Here is a 25,611-nt window from a genome sequence, read left to right on the forward strand (position 1 = left end):
GGTCCACCCTCACCGCCGGTGGTGGCTGCCAGCGTACCGCCGCGCCCGCACCCTGCGATGTCCGTTATGTCCCAACACGTTACGATCGGGTAAGCACTCCGACGCTACGGGGAGGCACGCATGACCGAACGCAAACCGGCCCGCATGGGATTCGAATCCTGGATCGACAAGCAGATCCGCGAGGCGGCCGAGCGCGGCGAATTCGACAACTTGGCAGGCACCGGCAAACCCCTGCCCGGCATGGGCGAGCCGTACGACGAGAACTGGTGGCTGAACAACTACCTGCGCCGCGAGGGGGTCGGCGGTGAGGCGTTGCTGCCGACCTCGCTGACGCTGCGCCGCGATCTGGAGCGGTTAACCGAGCGGGTCGCGGACATGGACTCCGAGGCCGAGGTCCGCGCCTACGTCTCCGATCTCAACGCGCGCATCGTGGAATGGATCCGGATGCCACACGGACCGCACGTCCGCCTCGCCCCCGCGCGAGCCGACGAGGTCGTCGCACGCTGGCGCGCCGACCGGCGCATCCGGCAACGGCCGACCTCCGGAAGCGGAAAGACCTCTCCCGCAAGAACTTCCACGCACCATTGGGACGGCGGCCGACATCGCCCGCCGTGGTGGCGCCGACTGCTCCGCCGCGACACCCCCGGCGCCGCCTAATCCTGCGAAGGCGGGAATCCGCCGGTGGCGACCGGCCCCCACCGCTGCACCTCGATTCGGATCAACGACTTGTTCTGCCGCGCCATCGCCGCGCGATAGTCGTCCCAATCCGGATGCTCACCCGCGATGCAGCGGTAGTAGTCCACCAGTCCGTCCAGCGCTTCGGGCATGTCGAGTACCTCGGCGCAACCGTCGATCTGGACGTACGGACCGTCCCAGTCGTCGGACAGCACACAGATCGACACCTGCGGGTCGCGCCGGACGTTGCGGGCCTTGGCCCGCCCGGGATAGGTGGAGATCACGATCCGCCCCGCGTCGTCGACGCCGCAGGTCACCGGAGACATCTGCGGGGCGCCGTCGGCGCGCGTGGTGACCAGGACGCCGCGGTGGCGCTCACGAGCGAAGTCGAGCAGTTCGGTCCGGTCGACCTCGGTGGCGGTCGCGATCCGTGGCATGGGCGATCCTTTCTCGACGGTCCTCTCGCATCCACCCTGCCATGATCGATTCCCCTACAATGGCCGGAGTGCAGTTTCTCCCAGGACACACGCCGCCGTACGACCTCACCTACGACGATCTGTTCCTCGTACCCAATCGCACCGACGTGTCGTCGCGGTTCGATGTGGACCTGTCCACCAGCGACGGAACCGGCACCACCATCCCGATCGTGGTCGCGAACATGACCGCGGTCGCCGGGCGCCGCATGGCCGAAACGGTCGCGCGCCGCGGCGGCATCGTGGTGCTGCCGCAGGATCTGCCGATCACCGCGGCCGCCGACACCATCTCCTTCGTCAAGAGCCGTTCGCTCACCGCCGATACCCCCGTCACACTCGGGCCGGATCATTCGGTGTCGGAGGCGCTGGCGCTGATCCACAAGCGCGCCCACCGCGCCGTGGTGATCGTCGAGGACGACAAGCCGGTCGGTGTCGTCACCGAAGCGGCCTGCGCCGATGTGGACCGGTTCGCACGGCTGCGCACCGTCGCCGACGCCGATTTCGTCAGCGCCGCCGCCACCGCCTCGCCACGCGAGATCTTCGACCGGCTCGAGGCCGCCCATGCCGGTCTCGCGGTGCTGGTCCACGACGACGGCACCCTCGCCGGTGTGGTGACCCGCACCGGCGCGGTCCGCGACGGTATCTACACCCCTGCCGTGGACCGGCACGGCACACTGCGCATCGCGGCCGCGGTCGGGGTGAACGGCGATATTCCGGGGAAGGCGAAGGCTCTGGTCGACGCCGGCGCCGATGTTCTGGTCATCGACACCGCCCACGGCCATCAGGAGAAGATGCTCGAGGCGTTGCGCGCGGTCGCCGATCTGAAACTGGGTGTGCCGCTGGTGGCCGGCAATGTGGTGTCCGCCGCCGGAACCCGCGACCTGGCCGAGGCCGGGGCCGACATCGTCAAGGTCGGCGTGGGCCCGGGCGCCATGTGCACCACCCGCATGATGACCGGCGTCGGCCGCCCGCAGTTCTCCGCGGTCGCCGAATGTGCCGCGGCGGCAAAGGATCTCGGCGTGCACATCTGGGCCGACGGCGGCGTCCGCCATCCCCGGGACGTGGCGCTGGCACTGGCCGCGGGCGCGTCGAACGTCATGATCGGCTCCTGGTTCGCCGGCACCTACGAATCGCCCGGCGATCTGCGCGTCGACCGCGACGGCAACGCCTACAAGGAGAGCTTCGGCATGGCCTCCAAGCGCGCCGTGGCCGCCCGCACCGCCGCCGACAGCGGATTCGATCGCGCGCGCAAGGCGCTGTTCGAAGAGGGCATCTCCTCCTCGCGGATGCGGCTGGATCCGGAACGTCCCGGCGTCGAGGACCTCATCGACCACATCTGCTCCGGCGTGCGCAGCGCCTGCACCTACGCCGGGGCCCGCACGCTCGCCGAACTGCACGAGAAGGCGGTGCTCGGCGTGCAGTCGGCCGCCGGTTTCGCGGAAGGACGCCCGCTCCCCTCGGGGTGGTGAGGCTCCGCACGCCCGGCGCGGCTCGCGGAGGACGGTCCGGGGAGATCCCACCGCACACCGGGCGTCTCCGCGGGCGCCGCGAGCTCGATCCGCCGCGCCGAGGGCTCGAGGCGCGCCGTGCCGCTCGGTCGCCGCGGGGATCCCGGTAACATAGGCTGTGCCGACCGGCGGACCTCCGCCGACCGGCTTTGCGTTGTTGTTCGGCTCGTCCACTTGCGAAAGGAACCAGTTGTCACCCGCGTCCGAGGGCGCCACACAGGAGGGCTCCTCTACCGAGCCGGGTGACCAACCCGGCGCCTCCGTCTCCGCAGATCCTCCGTTACCCGGTGGGCGGTGCCGATCGTGTCCGTAGTGCTCACCATCGTCAGCCTGCTGGGATTCATCGCGCTCACCGCGGGCACGGCGATCTTCGTCGCTGCCGAATTCTCGCTCACCGCACTCGAGCGCAGCACCGTCGAGGCGCACGCCCGCGAGGGTGACCGTCGCGCCCGTCAGGTTCGCCACGCGCATCGCACCCTGTCGTTCCAGCTGTCGGGCTCGCAGCTCGGCATTACCATCACCACCCTGGTCACCGGTTATATCGCCGAACCGGTGCTGGCCCGGCTCATCGAGCCGATCTGCACCGCACTCGGCGTCGGCCCGGGGACCGCGCAGGGCATTTCGCTGGTCATCGCGCTGGTGCTGGCGACGTCGCTGTCGATGACCTACGGCGAGCTCGTCCCCAAGAACATCGCGATCGCCAAACCGCTGACCACCGCGCGGTGGACGGCCGGTCCGATGATCGTGTTCACCACGGTCTTCTCCTGGTTGATCAAACTGCTCAACGGCACCGCGAACTGGGCGGTCCGCCGGCTGGGCATCGAACCGGCCGAGGAGTTGCGGTCCGCACGCTCACCTCAGGAATTGGGTTCGCTGGTGCGCACCTCCGCCATGCGCGGCTCGCTCGATCAGCGCACCGCCCTCGTGGTGGACCGCTCGCTGCTGTTCGGTGAGCGCAGCGCCGAAGACCTCATGACGCCGCGGGTGAAGATCGAAACGCTGGATCAGAACGACACCATCACCGATCTCATCGCCGCCGCCGGCCGCACCGGACTGTCTCGTTTTCCGGTCATCGACGGCGATCTCGACAACACCCTCGGCATCGTGCACGTCAAACAGGCGTTCCTGTATCCGGGCGGGCAGCGCGGCACGATCGCGCTGTCCTCGATCGCGCGGCCGGTGCCGATCGTGCCCGCCAGCCTCGACGGTGACACCGTGCTGGAACGGGTGCGCGCCGACGGGATGCAGCTCGCGCTGGTCGTCGACGAATACGGCGGCACAGCGGGCCTGGTGACCATGGAGGACATCATCGAGGAGATCCTCGGCGACGTCCGCGACGAGCACGACGAGGAGGAACTCGACGTGCGCCGCACCGCCCTGGGCTGGAACTGTTCCGGCCTGTTGCGCATCGACGAGGTGTCGCGGGCCACCGGCTACGACGCGCCCGAGGGTGAATACGACACCCTCGGCGGACTGGTCCTGACCACCCTGGGCCGGATTCCGGTGGCCGGCGACGAGGTGCTGCTGCCCACCCCCAGCTCGGCCAACGGGCACGCGATGCAACCGCATACCCACGGCGGCTGGCTGGCCCGGGTGGAGCGAATGGACGGACGACGCATCGACCGGGTGCTGATGCAGCCGGTGGACGCCGATGCGGTGACGACGTGGGAGCTCAGCCATGGGTGATCTGTTCGGACTGTTGCTGACCGTCGTCCTGCTCGGCGCCAACGCCTTCTTCGTCGGGGCGGAGTTCGCGCTCATTTCCGCCCGCCGCGACCGGCTGGAAACCCTTGCCGCCCAAGGCAAGCGGGGCGCCGGCACGGTGATCCGGGCGGCCGAGCATCTGTCGATGATGCTGGCCGCCGCTCAGCTGGGCATCACCATCTGCTCGCTGCTGCTGGGCCGCATCGGCGAACCGGCGATCGCGCATCTGCTCGAGCGCCCGTTCGATCTGGTCGGCGTGCCGGATCAGCTGCTGCATCCGGTGGGATTCGCACTGGCCCTGGGCCTCGTGGTGATCCTGCACATGCTGATGGGCGAGATGATCCCGAAGAACATCGCCCTGGCCGGGCCGGAGCGGGTGGCGCTGCTGCTGGTCCCGATCATGCTGTGGTGGTTGCGCCTGGCCCGCCCGCTGATCGGCCTGTACAACCTGGCCGCCAATCTCACCCTGCGTGCGCTGCGCATCGAGCCCAAGGACGAGCTCGACGCCACGGTGTCGTCGGTGGAGCTGGCGGAGATGATCGGCGAATCCCGCTCGGAAGGTCTCATCGACGAGGAGGAACACCGCCGTCTCACCCAGGCGCTGGGCACCACCGACCGCATCGTCGCCGATGTGATGGTGCCGCTGGCCAAGACGCGGTGTGTGCCGCTGCGCGGTGACGGCACCACCCTCGGCGATATCGAATCCGCGGTCGCCGAGACCGGCTTCTCCCGCTATCCGGTGCGGGCAAGCGACGGCTCGCTGGTGGGCTATCTGCACGTCAAGGACGTGCTGGACAAGGTGGCCGACGATTCGGCCGGACCGTCGACACCGATCCCGCGCACCGATATCCGGCCGCTGCCGACGTTGAGCATGGGCACCACGCTGTACGAGGCGCTGGCACGGTTGCGCCGCACCAACAGCCATCTGGGCCGGGTCATCGACACCCGCGGCAATACCGTCGGCATCGTCGCGCTCGAGGATCTGGTGGAAGAGTTCGTGGGCACCGTGCGCGATGCTACCCACCGGGTGGCGGAATGACCGTGGACGCGACACCGGCTGCGGCGCAAGGGCTTCGGGTCCTGCCACCGGACCGATGGCGGGCCCGGGCACAGGCGCATCGGGAACGGGTCGACGAGATGGTCGGCCCCTACCTGCGGCAACGCGCCCACGGCGGCAAACATCCCGTGATCGACTTCCTGTTCACCTATTACGGTCACAAACCTGCCCAGCTGCGCCGCTGGCATCCGGGTTTCGGCGTGGCGCTCGCCGACGCCGAGGAATACGCGCAGCGTCGCGGCTATCACCGGGTCGAGACGCCCGGCGGACCGGTTCGGACCGCCGACCCGGCCTTCCTCGACCGCCGCCGCGACACCGTGGAATTCGTCGCCGCCCTGCTGTCGGCGACCGCGGACCGGCCGGCGCACCTGTCCTGCTTCGGATTACACGAGTGGGCGATGGTCTACCGCAGCGACGACGTGCGCCACCGGCAGGTCCCGCTGCGGCTCGGACGTGCCGGTACCGACGCCGTGGTCGAGTCGATGTCGTTGCGCTGCACGCACTTCGACGCCTTCCGCTTCTTCACCCCCCAGGCCGCGCCGCGCAATACCGAACAACTCACGCGGCAGGACCAGGTCCGCCGGGAACAGCCCGGTTGCCTGCACGCGGGCATGGATTTGTACAAGTGGGCGTTCAAACTGGTCCCGCTGATCGATTCGGATCTGCTGCTGGACTGTTTCGCCCTCGCCTGTGCCGCCCGCGAGATCGACATGCGCGCCAGCCCCTACGACCTCACCGACTACGGCTATCAGCCGATCGCCATCGAAACCCCCGGCGGCCGTGCGGAATACGTCCGCGCTCAATCCGAGCTGGCCCGGCGGGCGGAGCCGCTGCGCACCGAACTGCTCGGCCGCTGCCGGGCCCTGCTCGCGTCGTCCTGACCGCGCGGTGGGCGGTTCAGCTCGCGCGCCGGATACTCAATTCCGCTGTGGCGTCGTAGATCCACGACATATCCGCCGCCGCGAAGTCCGCCAGCCAGGTGGGCGGCGCCGCGGAGCTGAGGGTCTCGAAGTTCCAGTAGTCCTTCCACAGCGAGACGCGCCCGTCGCGCACGCGGTGCACCGAGACGAAGGGCAGTTCGGCGCGTTCGCCGGTCGGCCACACCCAGGTTTCGGAGTGCTCGTAGATCACATCCGGGCCGTCGGCGACCAGCAATCCGTCGTGATTGGTGTATTCGGCCAGCCCCGCCAGCCCGATACGCAGGCGCTTGACGGTATCGGCGGATCCCTTCGCCGCCAGCGTGGGACCGGTCGGCACGTCGAGGTAGATACAGTCCTCGGTGAGCGATGCGGCCACCGCGTCCCAGTCGCGCCGGGCCAGTGCCGCCCACAGCCGCAGCACGACCTCCCGCGGTTCGTCGTTGCCGGACATATCTTTCCTCGCTCTCCGGTTGTGTTCCGGTGCTTTCCGATCCCGCGCCGCGCGCGGTCACACCACCGGGTCGATGGTGGCGTTGATGGTGTGGATGGTGCCGTCGGGAATGACGAAGGTTTCGGTGATGTCGACGGTCATCAGCCGCACGCCGGCGACACCGGAGTCGAGCAGATAGCGTGCGGTCACCACATCACCGCATTCGGTCATTCGTAGTTCGCGGATGTCCTGAATTACCGAATACTGGACGCCGTGATTCAGTTCCTGAGTCAGCTGCGGCCCCGAATAGCCGGTTTTCAGCCCGGCTTCGACACGGGTGGCGTCCGGCGCGAACGGCACGGCACTCGCATCGTGTGAAACCAGCGCGTCGATATATGCGCGGGCGACGGCCTGCCGGGGCGTATCGGCCGGATTCGGTGCTGCCGCAGCCATTCCCACTCCGGCGTTCAACGCGGCAGCCACCGCACCCGATATGACTGCAACGTGTTTCATTCCCATGCGCAGAGTTTGTCTCACGTGTTGCTGCCGCGCAACAGCTCGGAACACCCGGACCGCATTCGCCGAAAACCGACCCGGTGAGAAGGTGGCTGAGCTACCGTTTCGATGCGTTGCCCGCAACCGGCGGTACCGATTATCTCGGCGGCGGTGACGCTCAGCCCGTTTCACTGTGGAAGGTGGGGGTCCCGCAATGACGCGGAGGTCTGGCAGACGCACGCCCAAACCACTCATCGCCGCGGCCGTGGCCGTGCTCGCGGCCGCGATCCTGCCGGTCGGCGGGGCCTCGGCGGATCTGCAATCCGATATCGCCACCCAGGTGCAGGAATTCCTCGATATCGGCAAGGTCGCGGTGCCCCCGGCCGACTGCGGCCCGGGCTCGCGGCCCGAAACCGGTATGCAGGGTGACGTGCCGGCCGCCGACCGCGCCTCCGGCCGCAGCACGCAGGGCTATACCTGCAATATGTCGTTCGTCAGCGGATACGCCGGCCACGGCGCCGGCATCACCTCGACCACCTACGATCACTGCTCCTACACCGGCTCGTTCTTCCCCGGCGATCTGCTCGGCCCCGCTCAGGGCGTGCAGGTGATCGATGCCTCCGACCCGGCGCATCCGGTGTTGAGCACCACCCTCACCGAACCGGCGATGATGGCCGGCACCTGGGAGAGCCTGAAGGTCAACACCGTGCGGAAACTGCTGGTGGGCACCGGCGTTCCGTTCCTGGAGGGCACCGGCTACCTGTCGGTCTACGACATCTCCGACTGTGCGCATCCGCGGTTGCTCAACCCGGGGCCGGGCACCGATCTGACCATGCCCCTGCCCATCACCACCCACGAGGGCGGCTTCTCCCCCGACGGCCGCACCTACTGGGCCTCGGGCATCGCGCCCGGATTCGTCAGCGCGGTCGACCTCACCGATCCGGCGAATCCGCACGTGATCTGGCAGGGACTCACCGGCATCGAGGCGCACGGCTTCGGCATCAGTCCCGACGGCAACCGCATGTATCTGTCGGCGCTGGGCGGATTCACCGTGCTCGATATCAGCGCGGTGCAGCGTCGCGATCCGAATCCACAGGTCGACCACATCGGCCGGGTGTTCTGGACCGACGGCTGGGCGACCCAGCACAGTGTGCCGGTCAGCTACGACGGCAAACCCTATCTGTTCACCGTCGACGAGGCGGGAGCCGGCGGGGTGAAACTGGTCGACGTCTCCGACGAGAACAATCCCAAGGTCGTCGAGAAGATCAAGTTGCGGATCGATCTGCCGGAGAATCAGGACAGCATGCTCGCGTCCTCGATGGGCGGGTCGGTGTTCTCCTATGATCCGCACTACTGCGCGGCCGACCGGCCCGAGAATCCGACGGCGCTGGCCTGCGGATGGGAATCGTCCGGCATCCGGGTGTTCGATGTGCGCGATCCGTTCCGGGTGCACGAGATCGCCTATTTCAATCCCCCCGCCCGGACCGGACAGAATCTGCAATTGTGGAACTCCCCGCACGCGCTGGGTTCCCTGATCGGACCGCCGGCGCTGGAAGGCTTTTCGGTGGCGCGCGCCATTCTGGACGGCAAATTCGATCCGGCTCAGGCCTTGTCGCCGCGCACCGGGATGCTGGCCTTCGGTGACGTGTCCTCGGACTGGTGTTTCGCGCCGCCGGAATGGCACGGCAGCCAGCTGTGGACCTCCTGCAACGACAACGGTTTCATGGTGTTGCAACTGGACAACGACGTGTATTCACCACCCGCCGACCAGCGGTCGATCGTGGGGTCCTAGATGTCGCGGTGGCCAACCTGGGGGTCCTGTGCGGCGGCGGCGTTGATCCTGCTGGTGATCGGCGCCGCGTTGCGCCCTATCGTCCTGCCCGAGAAGCACACCGCCGCACCGGTTCTCGATGCCACCGAAATCGGCTTCGCCCAGGATATGACGGCTCATCACCAGCAGGCGATCCAGATGGTGCAACGCCTGGATCCCGGGGTGGACCCCCAGGTATCGCGGCTGGCGCAGCAGATCGACCAGTCACAGCGGGTGGAGATCGGCACGATGCTCGGATGGCTGCGCCTGGCGAACGCCGCTCCGACAGCGGGCCGGCCGATGGCCTGGATGACGTCGGATACGACTGCGGCTCATCATCATTCGATGAGCACGACGTCTGCTGCCGTCTCGCCCGGCATGCCGGGGATGGCGACCATGGCCGAACTCGATCAGCTCTCGGCCGCTCGCGGACGCGATGCGGAAGTCCTGTTCCTGCAATTGATGTACCGCCACCACCAGGGTGGTATCGCGATGGCTCGCGCCGCCGATCAGCAGATCGCCTCCGGGCCGGTGAAGGAACAGGCCCGGGCCATGCTCGTCGCCCAGAGTCAGGAGACCGGGTTGATCGCGCTGATGCTGAACCAGCGTGGGGCACAACCACTGCCGTAGCACGATCCGCGGTGTACGCCGTGGTAGTGGCACACAACGGCGGTGACCACCGGTTTCCCCTCTGCAAGAGGGCCGCTCCGTCGGCGCAAATGTTCGGCCGGCGCCTCGATGTCGGTGGGTACCGCTATGGTCGCTGCGTCGGCACACGATCGAGAGGTTCGAACGCGGATGACTGTCGGTACGGCGATCACCATTCCTCCCCATGTCCACGGCTATCCGGATCTGGCGTTCGGCGGCTACGTGGCAGGCATGCTCGCCGATCGGGTCGGCGGTGAGGTGCGCGTCGACTTCCGGCGCGGTGTGCCGGTACGGACGCCGGTCCTGATCACCGATTCCGAATCGGGCAGTGTGCTTACCGATTCCGGCGGCACGGTCCTCGCCGAGGCGAGCCCGGGCTCGGTGGAATTGGCCGTCACACCCCCACCCAGCTGGGAACAGGCGGTTGTCGCGTCTCGAGATTCGTTCGACGCGGGCCGTCCCATACCCGACTGCTACGGCTGCGGCACCGCGAATTCGCCGGGGCGGGGGCTGCGCCTGTATCCGTGGCGGCTGCGCGACCAGGACCTCGTCGCGGCCGCCTGGGTGCCCGATGCCGAATTGGCCGGGCCCGGCGGACATCTGACCACGGAGAACGTCTGGTCGGCCGTCGACTGTCCCGGCGGATGGGCAGCCATCGAACTGTCCGGAATGCGGCCCGGCGGCGTCACGGCCGCGCTCACCACCCGCCGCATCGGGCCGGTGCGCGCCGGGGAAAAGTACCTGGTGTGGGCCTGGCCGATCGCCGCCTCCGGGCGCAAACACACTGTCGGCGTAGCCATTTCCACCCCGAAGGGCGATCTGCGCGTCCTGGCCGAAGCCCTGTGGATCGAGCCCCGGCAGTAGCTTTTCCTCCGCCTCGCGTTCGTTCGCCTACTCTCGGGCGCCCGCCAGACTGCGGTAGGCGGCAGCGTAGGAATCCGGGCGGACGTCGCCCATGAGCAGGTACTGCTGCAGGAACCCCATCATCGCGCCGAGCATGATCTGGGCCAGCGCATCGATATCGGTTGCCGCGGAGAGTAATCCGGCCTCGCGGGCACGCAGGAGCAGCTCCCGCCAGGCGGCCCGGACTTGCGTCAGCCGTTCGCGGACGATCCCGGCAACCGCCTCGTCCCGCCCCGCCTCCGCCCACGCCTGCACCGCGACGCGCGGAATATCACCGCCGCGCGCCAGATCCGCTATCTGCCCGAGAACCGACTCCAGCGCGTCGATCGGCGCCACCGGCGTTTCTCCTTCGGTGAGCCGCGCCAGATTCGCGGTCATCCGGCCGAGCACGGAATCGGCGATCGCGCGGATGATGTCGTTCTTGGATGCGAAGTAGCCGTAGACCGCGCCGGCCGACATCCCCGATTCGGCGATGACCGCGGACATCGTCGTCTTGTGGAATCCCTCGCGGGCCACACACCGCACGGCGGCGGCGATGAGCTGGTCGCGCCGGGCGTTACGACGCTCTTCGGTCAGTCGCGGCATCACCGCATCATAAAAAGAACGTTCGTTCTTGACAATCTCCCCGCGCCCGGCGCATGCTCGAACCACAAAAGGAACGTTCCTTCTCTTTGGAGTTGCGATGCGACCGTTGCCCGTCACCGTTCTCGGACCGGTTCTGGCCCTGTCCGCCCTCATCACCGTGCTGGTCACCGCCTTCGCGTGGCCGACCAGCAACCTGGCCCCACGCCATCTCCCGGTCGGCGTGGCCGGCCCGGCGCCCGCCGTCGAACAGGTACGCCAGGGGCTCGGCGCCCTCGGCGACTCGGCGATCGACGCCACGACGTATCCCGACCGCCCCGCGGCCGTTCAGGCCATCGAGGATCGCGACATCTACGGCGCCATCGTGATCGGCGCGAACGGGCCGGAGGTGCTGACGGCCTCCGCAGCCGGTCCCGCGGTCGCCCAGGCCCTGAGCGAGGCCGCCCGGAGCATGAGCCAACGGGTGCAAACCCCTGCGCCGCAACCGCTTTCGCAGACACCGGTAATCACCGACGTAGTCGCGGCACCTGCCGCCGACCCGCGCGGCGCGGTCTTCGGCCTCACCCTGGTTCCGATGGTCATCGGCGGCCTGCTGACCGGCGTCGCCCTTTCCCTGCTGACACTGCGCCGCGCCACGCGGATCGGTGCGGCCGTGGCCGTCGCACTCATCGCCGGATTCGCGGTCACCGCCGTCCTGCAAACCTGGCTCGACGTGCTGACCGGGAACTACCTCGCCAACGCCGGAGTGATCGCCCTGGCGATCGGCGCGACCGCCCTGACACTACTCGGCCTGCGCGCCGCCATCGGCATCGCCGGACTGGGAGTGGGCGCGGCAACCTTTGTCGCACTGGGCATTCCGCTTTCCGGTGCCATGTCCGCACCGGAACTACTGCCCACCGGGTGGGGCACCCTCGGGACCCTGCTCCCACCCGGCGCGGCGGCTACCGCGCTGCGCTCGACCGCCTATTTCAGCGGCTCCGGCTCGGCAGCGGCGCTGGTGGTGCTGAGCTGCTGGGCGGTGGGCGGGCTGTTGCTGGCGACTCTCCCCTGGCGCACCCGCCACCTACCCGATCAGGCGCACGACCCCGCACCCGCACAGCTCGCCCCGACGGCGTGATTGTCCCCACTCGCCAACCCGGCCCGTTGACATCGGTTGCTTGTGCGGCGCTTCCGCTCCGGAATACGAGGCCGCACGGAAATGTCAGCGAGCAGACCGCACTTCGATGTCAGTTCCGTTGGCGGGCGTTGGCTGTCGGACTGAATTTCGTTGCGCCACTATAGGTTCACGCTGAACGGCTGGCCCTGCCGAGTGCGCCGAGCCGGGAGGTCGCACGTCACCTGGCTTCGATGACCGGCGTCCGACCCGGGAAGTCCGGCGGCAAACCATCCGGCGGAACAGTCCCGCGCACCAACCCCGCGAGATAAGAGGTCAGGTCTCCCGCATATCCGCACCAATCGTCGTTGTGACCACTGACCAGAACCGACCACGACGCACTGTCTGCTGCGGATGTCTTCCAATGGAAGACATCACCCTCGCAGGAATCACCCCAGGGAAAGAGGCCGCCCGGCTCGGGGAACGGAACATGGCCATGCGACATCCCGGTATCACGAAGCTCCGCCAAGTCACCCAGCATCGCCCGCGCGCCCCTGACGAAATTCTTCTCCTTACCTGGGGACGGCAGATGCAGCCCCAAGAAATCGTCCACCGTGAAAGGCGGATATGCCTCCGCGAGGGCGACGAAGTCCGGAGGCAGGACGACACCAATCTCGCGTCGGATGAACGCCCAGTCGATGCTCCGACGCTCGACGGACCGAATGTCCAGCAGGGCTGGAACGGCCTCCTCCAGTTCTCGCAGACTCACCACATCACCGCCCGATCCCCATCGCTTTCTCGAGTCGTGCTCAGAGCGGGGCGATCACCGGCCCCCGCGGGCGAGAGCATGACCGCGCTCAGCCGCACTACGTCAGAGTGCACAAGACACCTTCTCTCCAGACCCGGCACAGGGAATCACAGTGGGACAACAGCCTAGGAAGACCGCTCTCAGCGTTCCGCTATGTGTCGCCACGTCTGAGAAGTCGTGAAGGTGAAACGTCTCGGCGCCCGGCTCAGGGCGGAGATGAGCGACACGGGTCCAAGCGCTCGGCCCAGCTCGGCGTCAGCCCCCCGTGGTGGAGCGAAATCCAGGTCGAAAAGGCGCTTGCCGGAGAGACGATACTGGCGTTATGCCGACCTTCGCGGACTTCGATCGCCGTAAATACCGCACCGTCGACGTCGCCATCGGATACAACGGATGGGCCCCGACCTATGACCAGACCGTCATGGACGACATGGATCTGGCACTGCTGAACCGGCTGCGCCGACCGGACTGGGAGCGCGTGCGCCGCGCGGCCGACCTGGGCTGCGGTACCGGCCGCACCGGCCACTGGTTGCGTGAGCGGGGAGTCGCGCACATCGATGGGGTGGATCTGAGCGAGGGGATGCTCAGCGTGGCACGCGACCGCGGGGCACACACCACACTCACCCATGCCGACGTGCGTGACAGCGGATTGCCCGGCGGCACTTACGATCTGGTGATCTGCTCCCTCATCGATGAGCATCTCCCCGACCTCACCCCGCTCTACGCCGAAGCCCGGCGGCTGACAGCGCCCGGCGGCGCCTTCGTCCTGGTCAGCTACCACCCTCAGTTCCTCATGGTGACCGGAATGCCCACGCACTACACCGGCGAGTCGGGTGAACCGCTGGCGATCGACACCCACCTGCACATGTTCAGCGAGCACGTCACCGCCGGGAACGACGCGGGCTGGCGGCTGGAGGAGGCCGCCGAGGCGCTGGTCGAGGAGGCCTGGCTCGCGGCCAAGCCGAAATGGAAGGATCTGCTCGGACATCCGTTCAGCATGGCGCTGGCCTGGACGCTCCCCGCAGTGTGACCAATCCGCTGCACGGCTACCGGCATCCCGGATCGCCGGTCGTCGACGCCTCGCGGCACTGACGAACTTCCGGGCCGGAGACGACCCCGGGGCACCCGACCGCAGTTGTGGCCCACGATACAATCGGCCCTGCTCAATCGATGCCGACCGCGACCGCGCAACTACCCACGGGTAACATGACAGGCGTACTTTTTCCATCCGGCTTTCTCGAAATGAGGCAGTAGATGACAGAGCGGATTCAGGTCGGCGGGCTCCAGGTGGCCAAGGTTCTTCACGATTTCGTGGAGAACGAGGCGCTCCCCGGCTCCGGCGTAGATTCCGCCGCGTTCTGGACCGGTGCGGAGAGCGTCATCAACGATCTCGCTCCCCGCAACCGCGCCCTGCTGGCCGAACGCGACGAGATCCAGGGCAAGCTGGACGCCTGGCACGCCGAGAACCCCGGCGCCGGCTACGACAAGGCCGCATACAAGCAGTTCCTCACCGAGATCGGCTACCTGCGCGAGCAGCCCGCCCCCTTCGCCATCGACACCCGGAACGTCGACGACGAGATCGCCACCACCGCCGGCCCGCAGCTGGTCGTGCCCGTGAGCAACGCGCGTTTCGCCATCAACGCCGCCAACGCGCGCTGGGGCTCGCTCTACGACGCGCTCTACGGCACCGACGCCATCTCCGAAGCCAACGGCGCGGAGAAGGGCACCGGCTACAACAAGGTCCGCGGCGACAAGGTCATCGAGTGGGCGCGCAACTTCCTCGACGACGCCGTGCCGCTGATCACCGGTTCGCACGTCGGCTCGAAGGCCTACAAGATCGTCGACGGTGAACTCGAGGTCACCCTCGAGGACGGCACCGACATCGGCCTGGCCGATTCCTCGGCTCTGGTGGGCTACCTGGGCGATCCGTCCGCGCCGAGCTCAATCCTGCTGCGCCACAACGGTTTGCACATCGACATCCAGATCGACCCGGAATCGCCGATCGGCAAGACCGACGACGCGGGTGTCAAGGACGTGGTGCTCGAGTCCGCGGTCACCACCATCATGGACTTCGAGGACTCGGTCGCCGCGGTCGACGCCGAGGACAAGGTGCTCTGCTACCACAACTGGCTGGGCCTGATGAAGGGTGATCTGGCCGAAGAGGTCAGCAAGGGCGGCAAGACCTTCACCCGCACCATGAACCCCGACCGCGTCTACACCGGCCTCGACGGCAACGACGTGACGCTGCACGGCCGTTCGCTGCTGTTCGTGCGCAACGTGGGCCACCTGATGACCTCCGACGCGATCCTCGACGCCGAGGGCAACGAGGTTCCCGAGGGCATCCTGGACGGCCTGATCACCTCGCTGATCGCGGTGCACTCGCTCAACGGCAACGCCAAGGTCAGCAACTCGCGCACCGGCTCGGTCTACATCGTGAAGCCGAAGATGCACGGTCCCGACGAGGTCGCCTTCGCCAATGAGCTGTTCAGCCGTGTCGAGGATGTGCTGGGCCTGGCCCGCAACACCCTCAAGGTCGGCATCATGGACGAGGAGCGCCGCACCACGGTCAACCTCGCGGCGTGCATCGCGGCCGCGAAGGACCGCGTGGTCTTCATCAACACCGGCTTCCTGGACCGCACCGGCGACGAGATCCACACCTCCATGGAGGCCGGCGCGATGATCCGCAAGGCCGAGATGAAGAAGCAGCAGTGGATCCTCGCCTACGAGGACTGGAACGTCGACAACGGCCTGGCCGACGGTCTGCCGCACAAGGCGCAGATCGGTAAGGGCATGTGGGCCATGCCGGACCTGATGCACGACATGCTCGAGCAGAAGATCGGCCACCCGCGCGCCGGCGCCACCACCGCCTGGGTTCCCTCCCCGACCGCCGCCACCCTGCACGCCACCCACTACCACCTGGTGGACGTGTTCAAGCGGCAGGCCGAGATCGCCAAGGGCGGCCCCCGCGCCACCGTCGACCAGATCCTGGAGATCCCCCTCGCCACCGACACCAACTGGTCGGCCGAGGAGATCCGCAACGAGCTGGACAACAACTCGCAGTCCATCCTGGGCTACGTGGTGCGCTGGATCGACCACGGCGTCGGCTGCTCCAAGGTGCCCGACATCAACGATGTCGCGCTCATGGAAGACCGTGCGACGCTGCGGATTTCGAGCCAGCTGATGGCGAACTGGCTGCGCCACGGCATCGTCACCCAAGAGCAGATCGTGGAGAGCCTGGAGCGGATGGCGCCTGTCGTCGACCGGCAGAACGCGGGCGACCCGGCCTACAAGCCGATGGCTCCCGACTTCTCCGGCAGCATCGCCTTCCAGGCCGCCAAGGAACTGATCCTCGAGGGCACCCGCCAGCCCAACGGCTACACCGAGCCCATCCTGCACCGCCGCCGCCGCGAGGCGAAGGCGCTCGCCGCGAAGGGCTGATCCGAGACTCGTCGCGACCTCGGTCGCGGCGAATCCGCAAGACATCGCAACCCCGGTCGTCGTCGGCGACCGGGGTTGCGCCGTATCCGGGGTTTCACATACCGCGATACCACCGACCGTTCGGCCGCGGGAATGCGTGACGGCATCGAACCGTTGTCGGCACATATGCGGATTCTGATCGTGTACGCGCATCCCGAACCCGATTCGCTCACCGGAGCCCTCAAAGATGTTGCGGTGCAACACCTCCGCAGTAGCGGTCACGAGGTGGTGGTCAGCGACCTGTATGCGATGGGATGGAAGGCACACGCCGATGCCGCCGATTTCGGCGAGACCGATGCCGACACCTTCATGCAGGCTTCTGGCGAGGCGTACACCAACGGCACGCTGGCAGCCGATATCAGGGCCGAACAGGGCAAACTGCTCTGGGCCGACGTCGTGCTGATGCACTTCCCGCTGTGGTGGTACTCGATGCCGGCCATCCTCAAGGGGTGGGTGGACCGGGTGTTCACCAACGGCTTCGCCTACGGTTCGGGCAGCACGGCACTGCCCCGGTACGGCGCGGGCGCGCTGAGCGGGCGTCGAGCCATGCTGGTGGTATCCATCGGCGGACGCGAGCCGGCCTACTCCGAGCGCGGCATCAACGGTCACATCGACGACCTGCTCTTTCCCATCCACCACGGCATCCTCTACTACCCCGGCATGGATGTGCTGCCGCCGTTCCTGGTCCACGGCACTATCCGGGTCGACTCCGAACGCTTCGCGGATATCGCGGCTGAGCTGCGGGAACGGCTGAATAGGATCGAGATGATCGAACCGATCCCCTACCGCACCCAGGCCGGTGGCGACTACGACCGCAGCCTGCGACTGCGCGACGGCCTGGGCCGCGACGCGACCGGGTTCGGGCTGCATCGCGCCGGCTGATACGTGCCCGAGCGCACACTCGCCGTTCGCGAGATCGGGAATAGTTCGCATACCACCGGTGCTGTAATCACCGCACCAGGGGGTTGACGCGCCGCTCGAATCGCCTGCGGCGGCGAAAAAAATGACCCGACAACGGCGGTAACGCTGTGTCACCATGACAACGATGATCAACCGGTCCCACCGCGGGACCAATCGACGAGTAACGGGAAGGAGGAGGTGGCCGATGTATTCGAAGAATATGCGCGACGAGATGAACAGTCCTGCCGGGCAGCGACTTTCGTCCGGCCTCGAGCAGTCGCAGCACATGCTGCGGCACGCCGACCGGGAATCCGGCCCCCTCTTCCAGCACGCCTGACCGGCTCTCGCCTTCCTTCTCGTTCCGCCTTTCACGAAACATGGTGACTCCCATGCTGTCTCGTCACGCCGAAAGAACGCTTACTCCCGACAACTGGATACACACCCAGGTACTGGTCCTCAACGCCTCCTACGAGGCGCTGACCGACATCGGCGCCGACCGCGCGATCGTGCTGGTGATCAGTGGGACCGCCGAGACCGTGGCCGAGCGGCAACCTCATTTCCCGATTCGCTCCAAGCATCTGGAAATTGCTCTGCCGCAGACGATTCGGCTGCTGCGCTATGTCTATCTCGAGCACAGCGTGCTCGTACACGACGAGAGCAGGGCCACCCTCGCGGGCGTATTGCGGCGCGACGACCACCGGTGCGGATACTGCGCCGGCTGGGCACGCACCGTCGACCACATCCGCCCGCGCAGCCGTGGCGGACCCAACACCTGGAACAACCTGATCGCGGCGTGCGGACCGTGCAACACCCGCAAGGCCGACCGCACCCCGGACGAGGCCGGGATGCGGTTGCTCTGGGAACCCAAGGCGCCCACCGACATGCAGCGACGCCAGCGACGGATCTGGAAGGACCTCGTCGCCACCGGCGCACAGCGAACAGCCACCGGCGCACAGTGAACACCCCCACATCCCGAGGAAGGAGGGATCCGATATGACAACTACGACTCCGGCACTCACACTGGTGGATCTGCTCCCGGTCTCGGATACACAGAGCTGGGACCAGGCGGCCTGCAAGGGTGACCCGAACCACGATGCGTGGTTCCCGTACCCGTCGCAGGACTTCGACTACGCGCGCGGAATCTGCGGCGGCTGCCCCATTCGCCGGCAGTGCGCGGAATTCGCGGCCACCACCGGCCAGTCCGGTGTGTGGGGCGGTCACGAATTCGACCGCGGCAAGCTGCTCCGCGACTGACAATGCGACGTGCGAGTGGTCCACGCCACTCGCACGATCCGCGAGCCGGCGCCCGACCGATCCTGGTCGAGCGCCGGTTTTCGCGTGACCATACACTGGAAAATCGTGGGCACACATCGCAGCGCGGACGGATCACGGGGCGTCAGCAAAGGTTTGGTTATCACCGTGGTCGCAGTCCTGCTGCTGATCGCGGCGGTCGCGGGTTGGTTCTGGCTCAGCGATCGTTCGGCATCGGAGAACCGCAGCGCGGCCGGTCAGTGCATCGAGGGTCCGGTGACCCTCGCCGTCACCGTCGACCCCGATATCGCCGCTCCGGTGCGCGCCGCCGCCGACCGCTACAACGCCATGCACCCCCAGGTGCGTGACCACTGCGCGAAGGTGTCCATCACCGAACGCACCAGCGCCGCGATGGTGACCGGGCTCACCGCACCGAACTGGGACGCCAAGCTGGGCCCGCAACCCGCTCTCTGGATTCCGAGTTCTTCGCGCGCGGTCGAGCAGATGCGGGTGCCGGGACTGGTCCAGGGCACGCCGGCGTCGATCGCCGTCAGCCCGATCGCGGTGGCCGCCCCCGGCCCGCTGGCTCAGGCGATGGAGAAGGCCGACCTCAGCTGGTCTGATCTGGCGCGTCTGCAGCGCGGATCGCTCGGCGATATCGGCCTCGGCGGCTGGGGTCCGCTGCGGATGGCGATGCCCCCGGGTGACGATTCGCTGGCCGCCGCGGTGGCGGTCGGGTCGGCCGTCTCCGGCTCCGATCCGCTGACCGACGAGGCCGCCGCGTCCGGTCAGGTCGTCGCCGCCATCTCCGGATTGGCCGCCGCCGCACCGGAATCCGGCGACACCGCGTCCGCGCTGGCCGCGGTCGCCGATTCCGCACAGGGCCCCAGCTCCCCCATCCATGCGGTAGCAGTTACCGAGCAGCAAGCCAAGACGCGGCCGAGCGTCGCACTGTTCCATCCGACCGGCGCCGCGCCGGTCGCCGATCACCCCGCGGCGATGCTCACCGGAAGCTGGGTGGACAAGACCCAGAACCTTGTCGCCGGCATGTTCGCCGACTACCTGCGCGCGCCCGACCAACAGAAACTGTTCACCGACAACGGTTTCGGCGCGGCGGCCGCCACACCCGTCGCGGCGCCGGCGAAATCGGTTCTCGATCGCGTGCAGTCGGTCCTCGCCCACCCGGTGCTGGGCGTGCAGGCCACGATTCTCATCGACACCTCGGCGTCGATGGCCGCCAACGACGGCTCGATGTCGCGATTGAACAACGCGCTCGCCGCGGTGCAGTCGACCCTGGACACCATGCCTCCGGATTTCGGCGCCGGCGCCTGGATCTACGCCAACCAGCTGACCGACGGCAACCCCTACCGGATGGTCGCTCCCACCCAGGCCCTCACGTCGCAGCATCGCGCCGAATTGTCCACGGCCCTGGGCAATGTCACACTCGCCGGTTCGACTACCGACCGCACCTACCCCTCGCTCGAGGCCGCCTATCGCAGTGCGGTGAAGAACTACTCCTCGGGTAAGACGAACTCGGTTCTGCTCATCACCGGCGGCCCCAACGACAATTCCTCGGTGACCGGGGATCAGCTGATCTCCGAAATCACCGGCGCCACCGACGCCGCGCATCCGGTGCGGGTGGACGTGATCGTCATCGGCGGCCAGGGCGCGCAGACCCTGCAGAATCTGGCCCAGAAGACCGGCGGCACCTATACCAAGGTCACCACCTCCGACGACATGACCTTCGGCACCGCCGTCAACCACGCGCTGACCACGCCGTAGGGCTCCCGCGCGTCGAGTGCTTGCCACTCACTAGCGCTTGGGGGCGACAGCCGCTAGTGCTAGTAGGATGCAAGCAGTTGACGATGGAGGTGCGGTGTCCGAAGTACAGCTGCCGGCGCAACAGCGGTCGGGCTGCCCGATCAACGCCGCCATCGAGGTGGTCGGCGATCGGTGGACGATGCTGGTCCTGCGCGACATCATGTTCGGCGACCGCCGCCATTTCCGGCAGCTGCAATCACAGTCGGAAGAGGGCATCGCCTCCAACATCCTCGCCGACCGGCTCAAAACCCTCGTCGACGCCGGACTGCTGACCCGCGACGAGGTCCGCCGCGGTCAGCGTGCCACCTACAGCCTCACCGAACCCGCCATCCAGCTCGTTCCCGTCCTGGTCGCCCTGGCCTCCTGGGGGCTGCGACACCGTCCGACAACCCACGAACTGCGGGTCCGCGCGGAACTGCTCGAGGCGGGCGGCCCGGAGCTGTGGGCGGAATTCATGGACGAACTGCGCGAACGCCATCTCGGCATCGCACGCCGGGACACCGGCCGGCCGACCGCCACCGAACGCCTCGCCGAGGCGTACGCGCAGGCGGTCGCCGCCGGAAAGTAACCGTCTGCGCTCGGGCCCGTACTCAGTCGGTGTACGCCTCGAGCGGCGGGCACGAGCACACCAGGTTGCGGTCACCGAATGCTCCGTCGATACGCCGGACCGCGGGCCACACCTTGGCCCGGCCGGAGTGCACACCCAACGGGTAGACGGCGGTTTCCCGGCTGTACGGATAGTTCCAGTCGCCGACGAGGGCGGCGGCGGTATGCGGGGCCCCTCGCAGCGGGCTCTGCTCGACCGGCCACGTACCGGCGGCAACCTCGTCGATCTCGCCCTTGATCGCGATCATCGCGTCGGCGAAAGCATCGAGCTCGTCGAGGTTTTCGCTCTCGGTGGGCTCGACCATCAGCGTACCCGCCACCGGGAAGCTCATGGTCGGGGCATGGAATCCGTAGTCGGCCAGGCGTTTCGCCACATCGTCGACGGTCACGCCGGTGCGCTTGGTGATCTCGCGCAGATCCAGGATGCACTCGTGGGCGACCATGCCGTTCTCCCCGGTGTAGAGCACCGGGAAATGCGGATCCAGCCGTCGCGCAAGGTAATTGGCCGAGGCGATCGCGGTCAGGGTGGCCCGGCGCAGGCCGTCGGCGCCCATCATCCGGATATAGGCCCACGTGATCGGCAGGATCGAGGCCGACCCGTACCGCGCCGCGGACACCGCGTGCGAATCCGGCTGCAGCGGATCGCCCGGCAGGTACGGCGCCAGATGTTCGCGCACCGCGACCGGCCCGACACCGGGACCGCCACCGCCGTGCGGAATGCAGAAGGTCTTGTGCAGGTTCAGATGCGAGACATCACCGCCGAAGCGTCCCGGACGGGCAAGTCCCACAAGGGCATTCAGGTTCGCCCCATCGACGTACACCTGTCCGCCCGCATCGTGCACGAGCGCGCACAACTCGGCCACCTCGTGCTCGTACACGCCATGGGTGGACGGGTAGGTGATCATGATGCAGGCCAGCCGGTCGGCATGATCGGCGATCTTGGCTCGCAGATCGTCCAGATCGACGTCGCCGTTGTCCCGGCATTTCACGACTTCCACCCGCAGTCCGGCCATGGCCGCCGACGCGGCGTTGGTGCCGTGCGCGCTGGAGGGAATCAGGCAGGTGTCGCGGTGGGTGTCGCCACGGTCGAGGTGATATCGGCGGATCGCGAGCAATCCCGCGTACTCCCCCTGACTGCCGGCGTTGGGCTGCAGACTCACCCGGTCGTAACCGGTCACCGCGGCCAGCCAGTGCTCCAGGTCCTCGATCACGCGCAGCATCCCGGGCGCGTCCTCCACCGGCGCGTAGGGATGCAGCCGCGCGAAACCGGGCCAGGTGATGGGCTCCATCTCGGCGGTGGCGTTGAGCTTCATGGTGCACGAACCGAGCGGAATCATGCTGCGGTCCAAGGCGATATCCTTGTCCGACAGCTGCCGCAGATACCGCAACATCGCTGTTTCGGTGTGATAGCGGGTGAACGCCGGATGGGTCAGATAGGCCGAGCTCCGCGTCTCGATCGAGGGCAGCGCGGCCGTCTCCGGCACCCCGTCGGCGCCGAAGCACTCCAGCACGATCGCGACCTGGGCCTCGGTCGTCGCCTCGTCGCAGGCCACCGAGACGTGATCGGCGTCGACCAGGCGCAGATTGATCCCGCGGCCCTTCGCCTTGGCGACCACGGCCTCGGCGCCGCCGGGCACCGACACCAGCACGGTGTCGAAGAAGCGTTCGTGCACGACCGCGTCGCCGAGCCCGGTGGCGAGCCGTTCGGCATGACCGTGCACCCGCCGCGCGATCGCCCGCAGTCCGTCGGCGCCGTGATAAGAGGCGTACATCGCGGCCACGATCGCCAGCAGCACCTGCGCGGTGCAGATGTTCGAGGTCGCCTTCTCACGGCGAATGTGCTGTTCGCGGGTCTGCAGCGCGAGCCGGTGGGCGCGGTCGCCGTCGGCGTCCACCGAAACGCCGACCAGGCGGCCGGGCAGTTGCCGCGCGTGCGCTGTGCGCACCGCGAGATATCCGGCGTGCGGACCGCCGAACCCGAGCGGGACACCGAATCGCTGCGTAGTGCCGAAGCACACGTCGGCGCCCTGCTCGCCCGGCGGGGTGATCAGCGTCAGCGCCAGCAGATCGGCGCCGACCGCGACCAGCGCACCCCGATCGTGCGCCGCGGCGATCACCGCGGCCGGGTCCGCGATGCGTCCGGAGGCGCCCGGCGTCTGCACGACGACGCCGAAGAAGTCGCCCTCGGGCAGTTCGCCGGAACTCAGATCCGCCTCGACCAGCGTGATGCCGAGCGGTTCGGCCCGGGTGGTCAGCACGGTGCGGGTCTGCGGGAAGAGGTCGGCATCGATGAGCAGACGCTGGGAGGTGCTCTTGCGATTGGCGCGCTGCAACAGCGTCATCGCCTCGGCGGCAGCGGTCGCCTCGTCCAGCATGGAGGCGTTGGCTACCTCCATCCCGGTCAGATCGGAGACCATGGTCTGGAAGTTCAGCAGCGCCTCGAGCCGGCCCTGGCTGATCTCGGGCTGATACGGCGTGTAGGCGGTGTACCAGGCGGGGTTTTCCAGCAGGTTGCGGACCAACACCGGCGGGGTCAGGGTGTCGTAGTAACCGAGGCCGATCATCGACGTGGCGACGGTGTTCGAATGCGCCAGCGCCGCAAGCTCGGTGAGTGCGTCGTGTTCGGACACTGCGGCCGGCAGCACGTCGAGGCCGGTCTCGCCGGCGGCGTCCGAAATGCTGGCGGGAACGGCGCGTGCCGCGAGTTCGTCCATCGACCCGATGCCGACAGTATCGAGGATCCGATCGAGTTCGGTGGTGTCGGGTCCGATGTGGCGGTCGGCGAAACTATGGGTCACGGCAGCTCCAAGGCTCGGGCGGGTCGACCGGCACCCAGGGGTGCCACCATCGACGACTGTCGGCCCTCCCCCTCTGTCGTGGCGCCTGAGAGATTCGGGGTCGCGCGCGATCCCTTTCCCCATGGGCGGGCGGCCCGCATTGTGTGCGGCCGCCGCTTTCCAGAGGCGTCGAACTCCGTACGGTCCTGATGCCTGAGAGATTGACGGGGAGGTGCTGCTCCTTCGGCGTCCGGGACGAACCCGGAACTCTCCCGCACGGCGGCGACGCACCCTCAGTCTAAGCGGTGCGCGGTAAACGCCATGTTTCCGACCCAGCTCAGCGCGCAGTCGGCTCCGTCACATCCGACGAGCGACGATTATCCCGTCTTGCGGTTCTCGCGCGCCTTGCGGCGATAGGCGAGTTCGTCCTCGGGCCGGTCGCTCGCCTCGTGGGTTTCGGCGCGTTCGGCCGGGAAGTTGGCGATCGCGCCGGTCAGCTCGCGCATGGCTCCGCTGACGGCGATGCCGAAGACGCCCTGCCCGCCCTGCAGTAAATCGACGACCTCTTCCGGCGAGGAACATTCGTAGACGGTGGTGCCGTCGGAGAACAGCGTGATCCCAGCCAGATCCTCGACCCCGCGGCTGCGCAGATGATCGACGGCGATGCGGATGTTCTGCAGTGAGATACCGGCGTCGAGCAGCCGCTTCACGATCTTGAGGACCAGGATGTCCTTGAAGGAGTACAGACGCTGGCTGCCGGAACCGGTGGCGCTGCGGATCGAGGGGACGACGAGCCCGGTGCGGGCCCAGTAGTCGAGCTGCCGGTAGGTGATACCGGCCACCTGGCATGCGCTGGGAACGCGGTAACCGACCAGCTCGTCGGGCACCGTGTCGTCAGGGAACAGCCCTGGCTGCACGACCGCGGTGGGCCGCGGGTCGGGTGCTGGTTGCTGCGGTCGGTCTCCCACTGCTACTCCCTCACTGCATCGCCGAAGAAGAACAACGGCCTAAATGTCGAGGCTACTCTGTCGATTGTCTCGGCAGCACGGGCATGGAGCCAAACTCCGCGTGCGGCGTGTTTCTCACCCTCTACGTGAGGTATAGAGCACAATCCACGATCATCTCGCCGTCGCACGCGGTCGCCGATGATCCAGCCGGACGCTTCCGAACAGCTCAGCTGTCGGTGGCCTTGAAATCGTCCGGTGACACCGACTCGAGGAACTCCTTGAACTTCTCCACCTCGTCCTCGCGTTCGTCGGGCATCACCAGCCCGGCTTCCTCGAGGACCGGCTCCTCCGCGTAGATCGGGCAACCGACCCGCAAGGCGATAGCTATCGAATCCGACGGACGTGCGGAGATCCGCACGTCGTTGTCGAAGACGAGGTCGGCGTAGAAGGTTCCCTCCTGCAAATCCACGATGCGCACCTCTTTCAAGGTGTGGCCGAGATCGTGGATCAAGATCTTGATCAGGTCGTGGGTCAGGGGCCGGATCGGGGTCACCCCCTCCTGCTCGAGCACGATGGCGGTCGCCTCGGCCTGACCGATCCAAATGGGCAGATAACGGTCGCCCGACTCTTCACGCAGCAGCAACACGGGCTGGTTCTGGGGCTGCTCGACCCGGATGCCGATCACACGCATTTCACTCATCGCACTGGCCTCCCATACTCGCCGGCCGC

At 67.7% G+C, this 25,611-nt stretch carries 25 protein-coding genes and 1 riboswitch; of the genes, 17 read left to right on the plus strand and 8 right to left on the minus strand.

Annotated features, from left to right (window positions below):
- Positions 1 to 120: 120 nt before the first annotated feature.
- Entirely contained in the window at positions 121 to 657 is a 537-nt protein-coding gene (locus NMI01S_RS14315; protein WP_063920735.1) for a DnaJ family domain-containing protein, read from the plus strand.
- On the opposite strand, the gene NMI01S_RS14320 is transcribed toward NMI01S_RS14315, so the two are convergent.
- Positions 654 to 1,112, minus strand: a complete 459-nt coding sequence (locus NMI01S_RS14320; protein ID WP_062997371.1) for a PPOX class F420-dependent oxidoreductase — start codon at positions 1,110 to 1,112, stop codon at positions 654 to 656. The two genes, NMI01S_RS14315 and NMI01S_RS14320, sit on opposite strands and share 4 nt — an antisense overlap.
- A 68-nt stretch (positions 1,113 to 1,180) precedes the next feature.
- On the opposite strand from NMI01S_RS14320, the gene NMI01S_RS14325 reads away from it, so the two are divergent.
- The 4 genes from NMI01S_RS14325 to NMI01S_RS14340 all read left to right on the plus strand — a co-directional run bounded on the left by NMI01S_RS14325 (position 1,181) and on the right by NMI01S_RS14340 (position 6,298).
- Positions 1,181 to 2,617 (plus strand): GuaB1 family IMP dehydrogenase-related protein, encoded by a 1,437-nt coding sequence (locus NMI01S_RS14325; protein WP_062997540.1) that lies wholly within the window; start codon positions 1,181 to 1,183, stop codon positions 2,615 to 2,617.
- Positions 2,618 to 2,959: 342 nt separating this feature from the next.
- On the plus strand, positions 2,960 to 4,342 hold the full coding sequence (locus NMI01S_RS14330; protein ID WP_062997542.1) for a hemolysin family protein: 1,383 nt from the start codon (positions 2,960 to 2,962) through the stop codon (positions 4,340 to 4,342).
- On the plus strand, positions 4,335 to 5,399 hold the full coding sequence (locus tag NMI01S_RS14335; protein WP_062997373.1) for a hemolysin family protein: 1,065 nt from the start codon (positions 4,335 to 4,337) through the stop codon (positions 5,397 to 5,399). Before NMI01S_RS14330 ends, NMI01S_RS14335 begins: the two co-directional genes overlap by 8 nt.
- Positions 5,396 to 6,298, plus strand: coding sequence for a 3-methyladenine DNA glycosylase (locus tag NMI01S_RS14340; protein ID WP_245716860.1), 903 nt, complete (start codon positions 5,396 to 5,398; stop codon positions 6,296 to 6,298). Before NMI01S_RS14335 ends, NMI01S_RS14340 begins: the two co-directional genes overlap by 4 nt.
- Positions 6,299 to 6,314: 16 nt before the next feature.
- Here the strand turns inward: NMI01S_RS14340 and NMI01S_RS14345 are convergent, their stop codons facing one another.
- Positions 6,315 to 6,788, minus strand: a complete 474-nt coding sequence (locus tag NMI01S_RS14345; RefSeq protein WP_062997375.1) for a nuclear transport factor 2 family protein — start codon at positions 6,786 to 6,788, stop codon at positions 6,315 to 6,317.
- Positions 6,789 to 6,845: 57 nt separating this feature from the next.
- Positions 6,846 to 7,220 carry a DUF8021 domain-containing protein gene (locus tag NMI01S_RS14350; protein WP_245716861.1) on the minus strand — a complete coding sequence of 125 codons (375 nt, stop codon included), beginning with the start codon at positions 7,218 to 7,220 and terminating at the stop codon, positions 6,846 to 6,848.
- A 256-nt stretch (positions 7,221 to 7,476) separates the two neighbouring features.
- On the opposite strand from NMI01S_RS14350, the gene NMI01S_RS14355 reads away from it, so the two are divergent.
- The 3 genes from NMI01S_RS14355 (at position 7,477) to NMI01S_RS14365 (ending at position 10,584) form a co-directional block, all read left to right on the plus strand.
- Positions 7,477 to 9,054, plus strand: a complete 1,578-nt coding sequence (locus NMI01S_RS14355) for an LVIVD repeat-containing protein (RefSeq protein WP_062997380.1) — start codon at positions 7,477 to 7,479, stop codon at positions 9,052 to 9,054.
- Positions 9,055 to 9,702, plus strand: a complete 648-nt coding sequence (locus NMI01S_RS14360; protein ID WP_062997382.1) for a DUF305 domain-containing protein — start codon at positions 9,055 to 9,057, stop codon at positions 9,700 to 9,702.
- A 168-nt stretch (positions 9,703 to 9,870) separates the two neighbouring features.
- Positions 9,871 to 10,584 (plus strand): hotdog fold domain-containing protein, encoded by a 714-nt coding sequence (locus NMI01S_RS14365; protein ID WP_062997384.1) that lies wholly within the window; start codon positions 9,871 to 9,873, stop codon positions 10,582 to 10,584.
- A gap of 27 nt (positions 10,585 to 10,611) precedes the next feature.
- Here NMI01S_RS14365 and NMI01S_RS14370 read toward each other — a convergent pair whose 3' ends face one another.
- Positions 10,612 to 11,208: a TetR/AcrR family transcriptional regulator gene (locus NMI01S_RS14370; RefSeq protein WP_062997386.1), complete on the minus strand. Its 597-nt coding sequence runs from the start codon at positions 11,206 to 11,208 to the stop codon at positions 10,612 to 10,614.
- Between the two features lie 97 nt (positions 11,209 to 11,305).
- On the opposite strand from NMI01S_RS14370, the gene NMI01S_RS14375 reads away from it, so the two are divergent.
- The gene (locus tag NMI01S_RS14375; protein WP_062997388.1) at positions 11,306 to 12,322 is read left to right on the plus strand and encodes a hypothetical protein; all 1,017 of its coding nucleotides are present in this window, start codon (positions 11,306 to 11,308) and stop codon (positions 12,320 to 12,322) included.
- 217 nt (positions 12,323 to 12,539) lie between these two features.
- Here NMI01S_RS14375 and NMI01S_RS34125 read toward each other — a convergent pair whose 3' ends face one another.
- A complete protein-coding gene (locus tag NMI01S_RS34125) occupies positions 12,540 to 13,067 on the minus strand; it encodes a hypothetical protein (protein WP_157126174.1) in 528 nt (175 codons plus the stop codon).
- A gap of 361 nt (positions 13,068 to 13,428) precedes the next feature.
- Here NMI01S_RS34125 and NMI01S_RS14385 point away from each other — a divergent pair, with 361 nt between their 5' ends.
- From NMI01S_RS14385 to NMI01S_RS14415, 8 genes are all read left to right on the plus strand, one after another.
- Entirely contained in the window at positions 13,429 to 14,133 is a 705-nt protein-coding gene (locus tag NMI01S_RS14385) for a class I SAM-dependent DNA methyltransferase (RefSeq protein WP_062997392.1), read from the plus strand.
- A gap of 224 nt (positions 14,134 to 14,357) precedes the next feature.
- Entirely contained in the window at positions 14,358 to 16,541 is a 2,184-nt protein-coding gene (locus tag NMI01S_RS14390) for a malate synthase G (RefSeq protein WP_062997394.1), read from the plus strand.
- 165 nt (positions 16,542 to 16,706) lie between these two features.
- Positions 16,707 to 17,462 (plus strand): NAD(P)H-dependent oxidoreductase, encoded by a 756-nt coding sequence (locus tag NMI01S_RS14395; protein ID WP_062997546.1) that lies wholly within the window; start codon positions 16,707 to 16,709, stop codon positions 17,460 to 17,462.
- Between the two features lie 223 nt (positions 17,463 to 17,685).
- Complete coding sequence (locus tag NMI01S_RS36270) at positions 17,686 to 17,817, plus strand: hypothetical protein (RefSeq protein ID WP_281186708.1); 132 nt, start codon at positions 17,686 to 17,688, stop codon at positions 17,815 to 17,817.
- Between the two features lie 52 nt (positions 17,818 to 17,869).
- A complete protein-coding gene (locus tag NMI01S_RS14400) occupies positions 17,870 to 18,439 on the plus strand; it encodes an HNH endonuclease (protein WP_062997396.1) in 570 nt (189 codons plus the stop codon).
- A 34-nt stretch (positions 18,440 to 18,473) separates the two neighbouring features.
- The gene (locus NMI01S_RS14405; protein ID WP_062997398.1) at positions 18,474 to 18,734 is read left to right on the plus strand and encodes a WhiB family transcriptional regulator; all 261 of its coding nucleotides are present in this window, start codon (positions 18,474 to 18,476) and stop codon (positions 18,732 to 18,734) included.
- 105 nt (positions 18,735 to 18,839) lie between these two features.
- Complete coding sequence (locus tag NMI01S_RS14410) at positions 18,840 to 20,513, plus strand: VWA domain-containing protein (protein WP_218021015.1); 1,674 nt, start codon at positions 18,840 to 18,842, stop codon at positions 20,511 to 20,513.
- 94 nt (positions 20,514 to 20,607) lie between these two features.
- Positions 20,608 to 21,120, plus strand: a complete 513-nt coding sequence (locus NMI01S_RS14415) for a winged helix-turn-helix transcriptional regulator (protein WP_245716862.1) — start codon at positions 20,608 to 20,610, stop codon at positions 21,118 to 21,120.
- A gap of 22 nt (positions 21,121 to 21,142) precedes the next feature.
- On the opposite strand, the gene gcvP is transcribed toward NMI01S_RS14415, so the two are convergent.
- The 3 genes from gcvP to NMI01S_RS14430 form a co-directional block, all read right to left on the minus strand.
- A complete protein-coding gene (gcvP, locus tag NMI01S_RS14420) occupies positions 21,143 to 23,956 on the minus strand; it encodes an aminomethyl-transferring glycine dehydrogenase (protein ID WP_062997402.1) in 2,814 nt (937 codons plus the stop codon).
- Between the two features lie 170 nt (positions 23,957 to 24,126).
- Positions 24,127 to 24,220, minus strand: a riboswitch (glycine riboswitch).
- Between the two features lie 92 nt (positions 24,221 to 24,312).
- Positions 24,313 to 24,903, minus strand: a complete 591-nt coding sequence (locus NMI01S_RS14425) for a MerR family transcriptional regulator (RefSeq protein WP_051024556.1) — start codon at positions 24,901 to 24,903, stop codon at positions 24,313 to 24,315.
- A 205-nt stretch (positions 24,904 to 25,108) separates the two neighbouring features.
- A complete protein-coding gene (locus NMI01S_RS14430) occupies positions 25,109 to 25,582 on the minus strand; it encodes a bifunctional nuclease family protein (RefSeq protein WP_030517724.1) in 474 nt (157 codons plus the stop codon).
- Positions 25,583 to 25,611 lie beyond the last annotated feature (29 nt).

Origin of the sequence: Nocardia mikamii NBRC 108933, assembly GCF_001613505.1 — a bacterium.
GTDB lineage: Bacteria > Actinomycetota > Actinomycetes > Mycobacteriales > Mycobacteriaceae > Nocardia > Nocardia mikamii.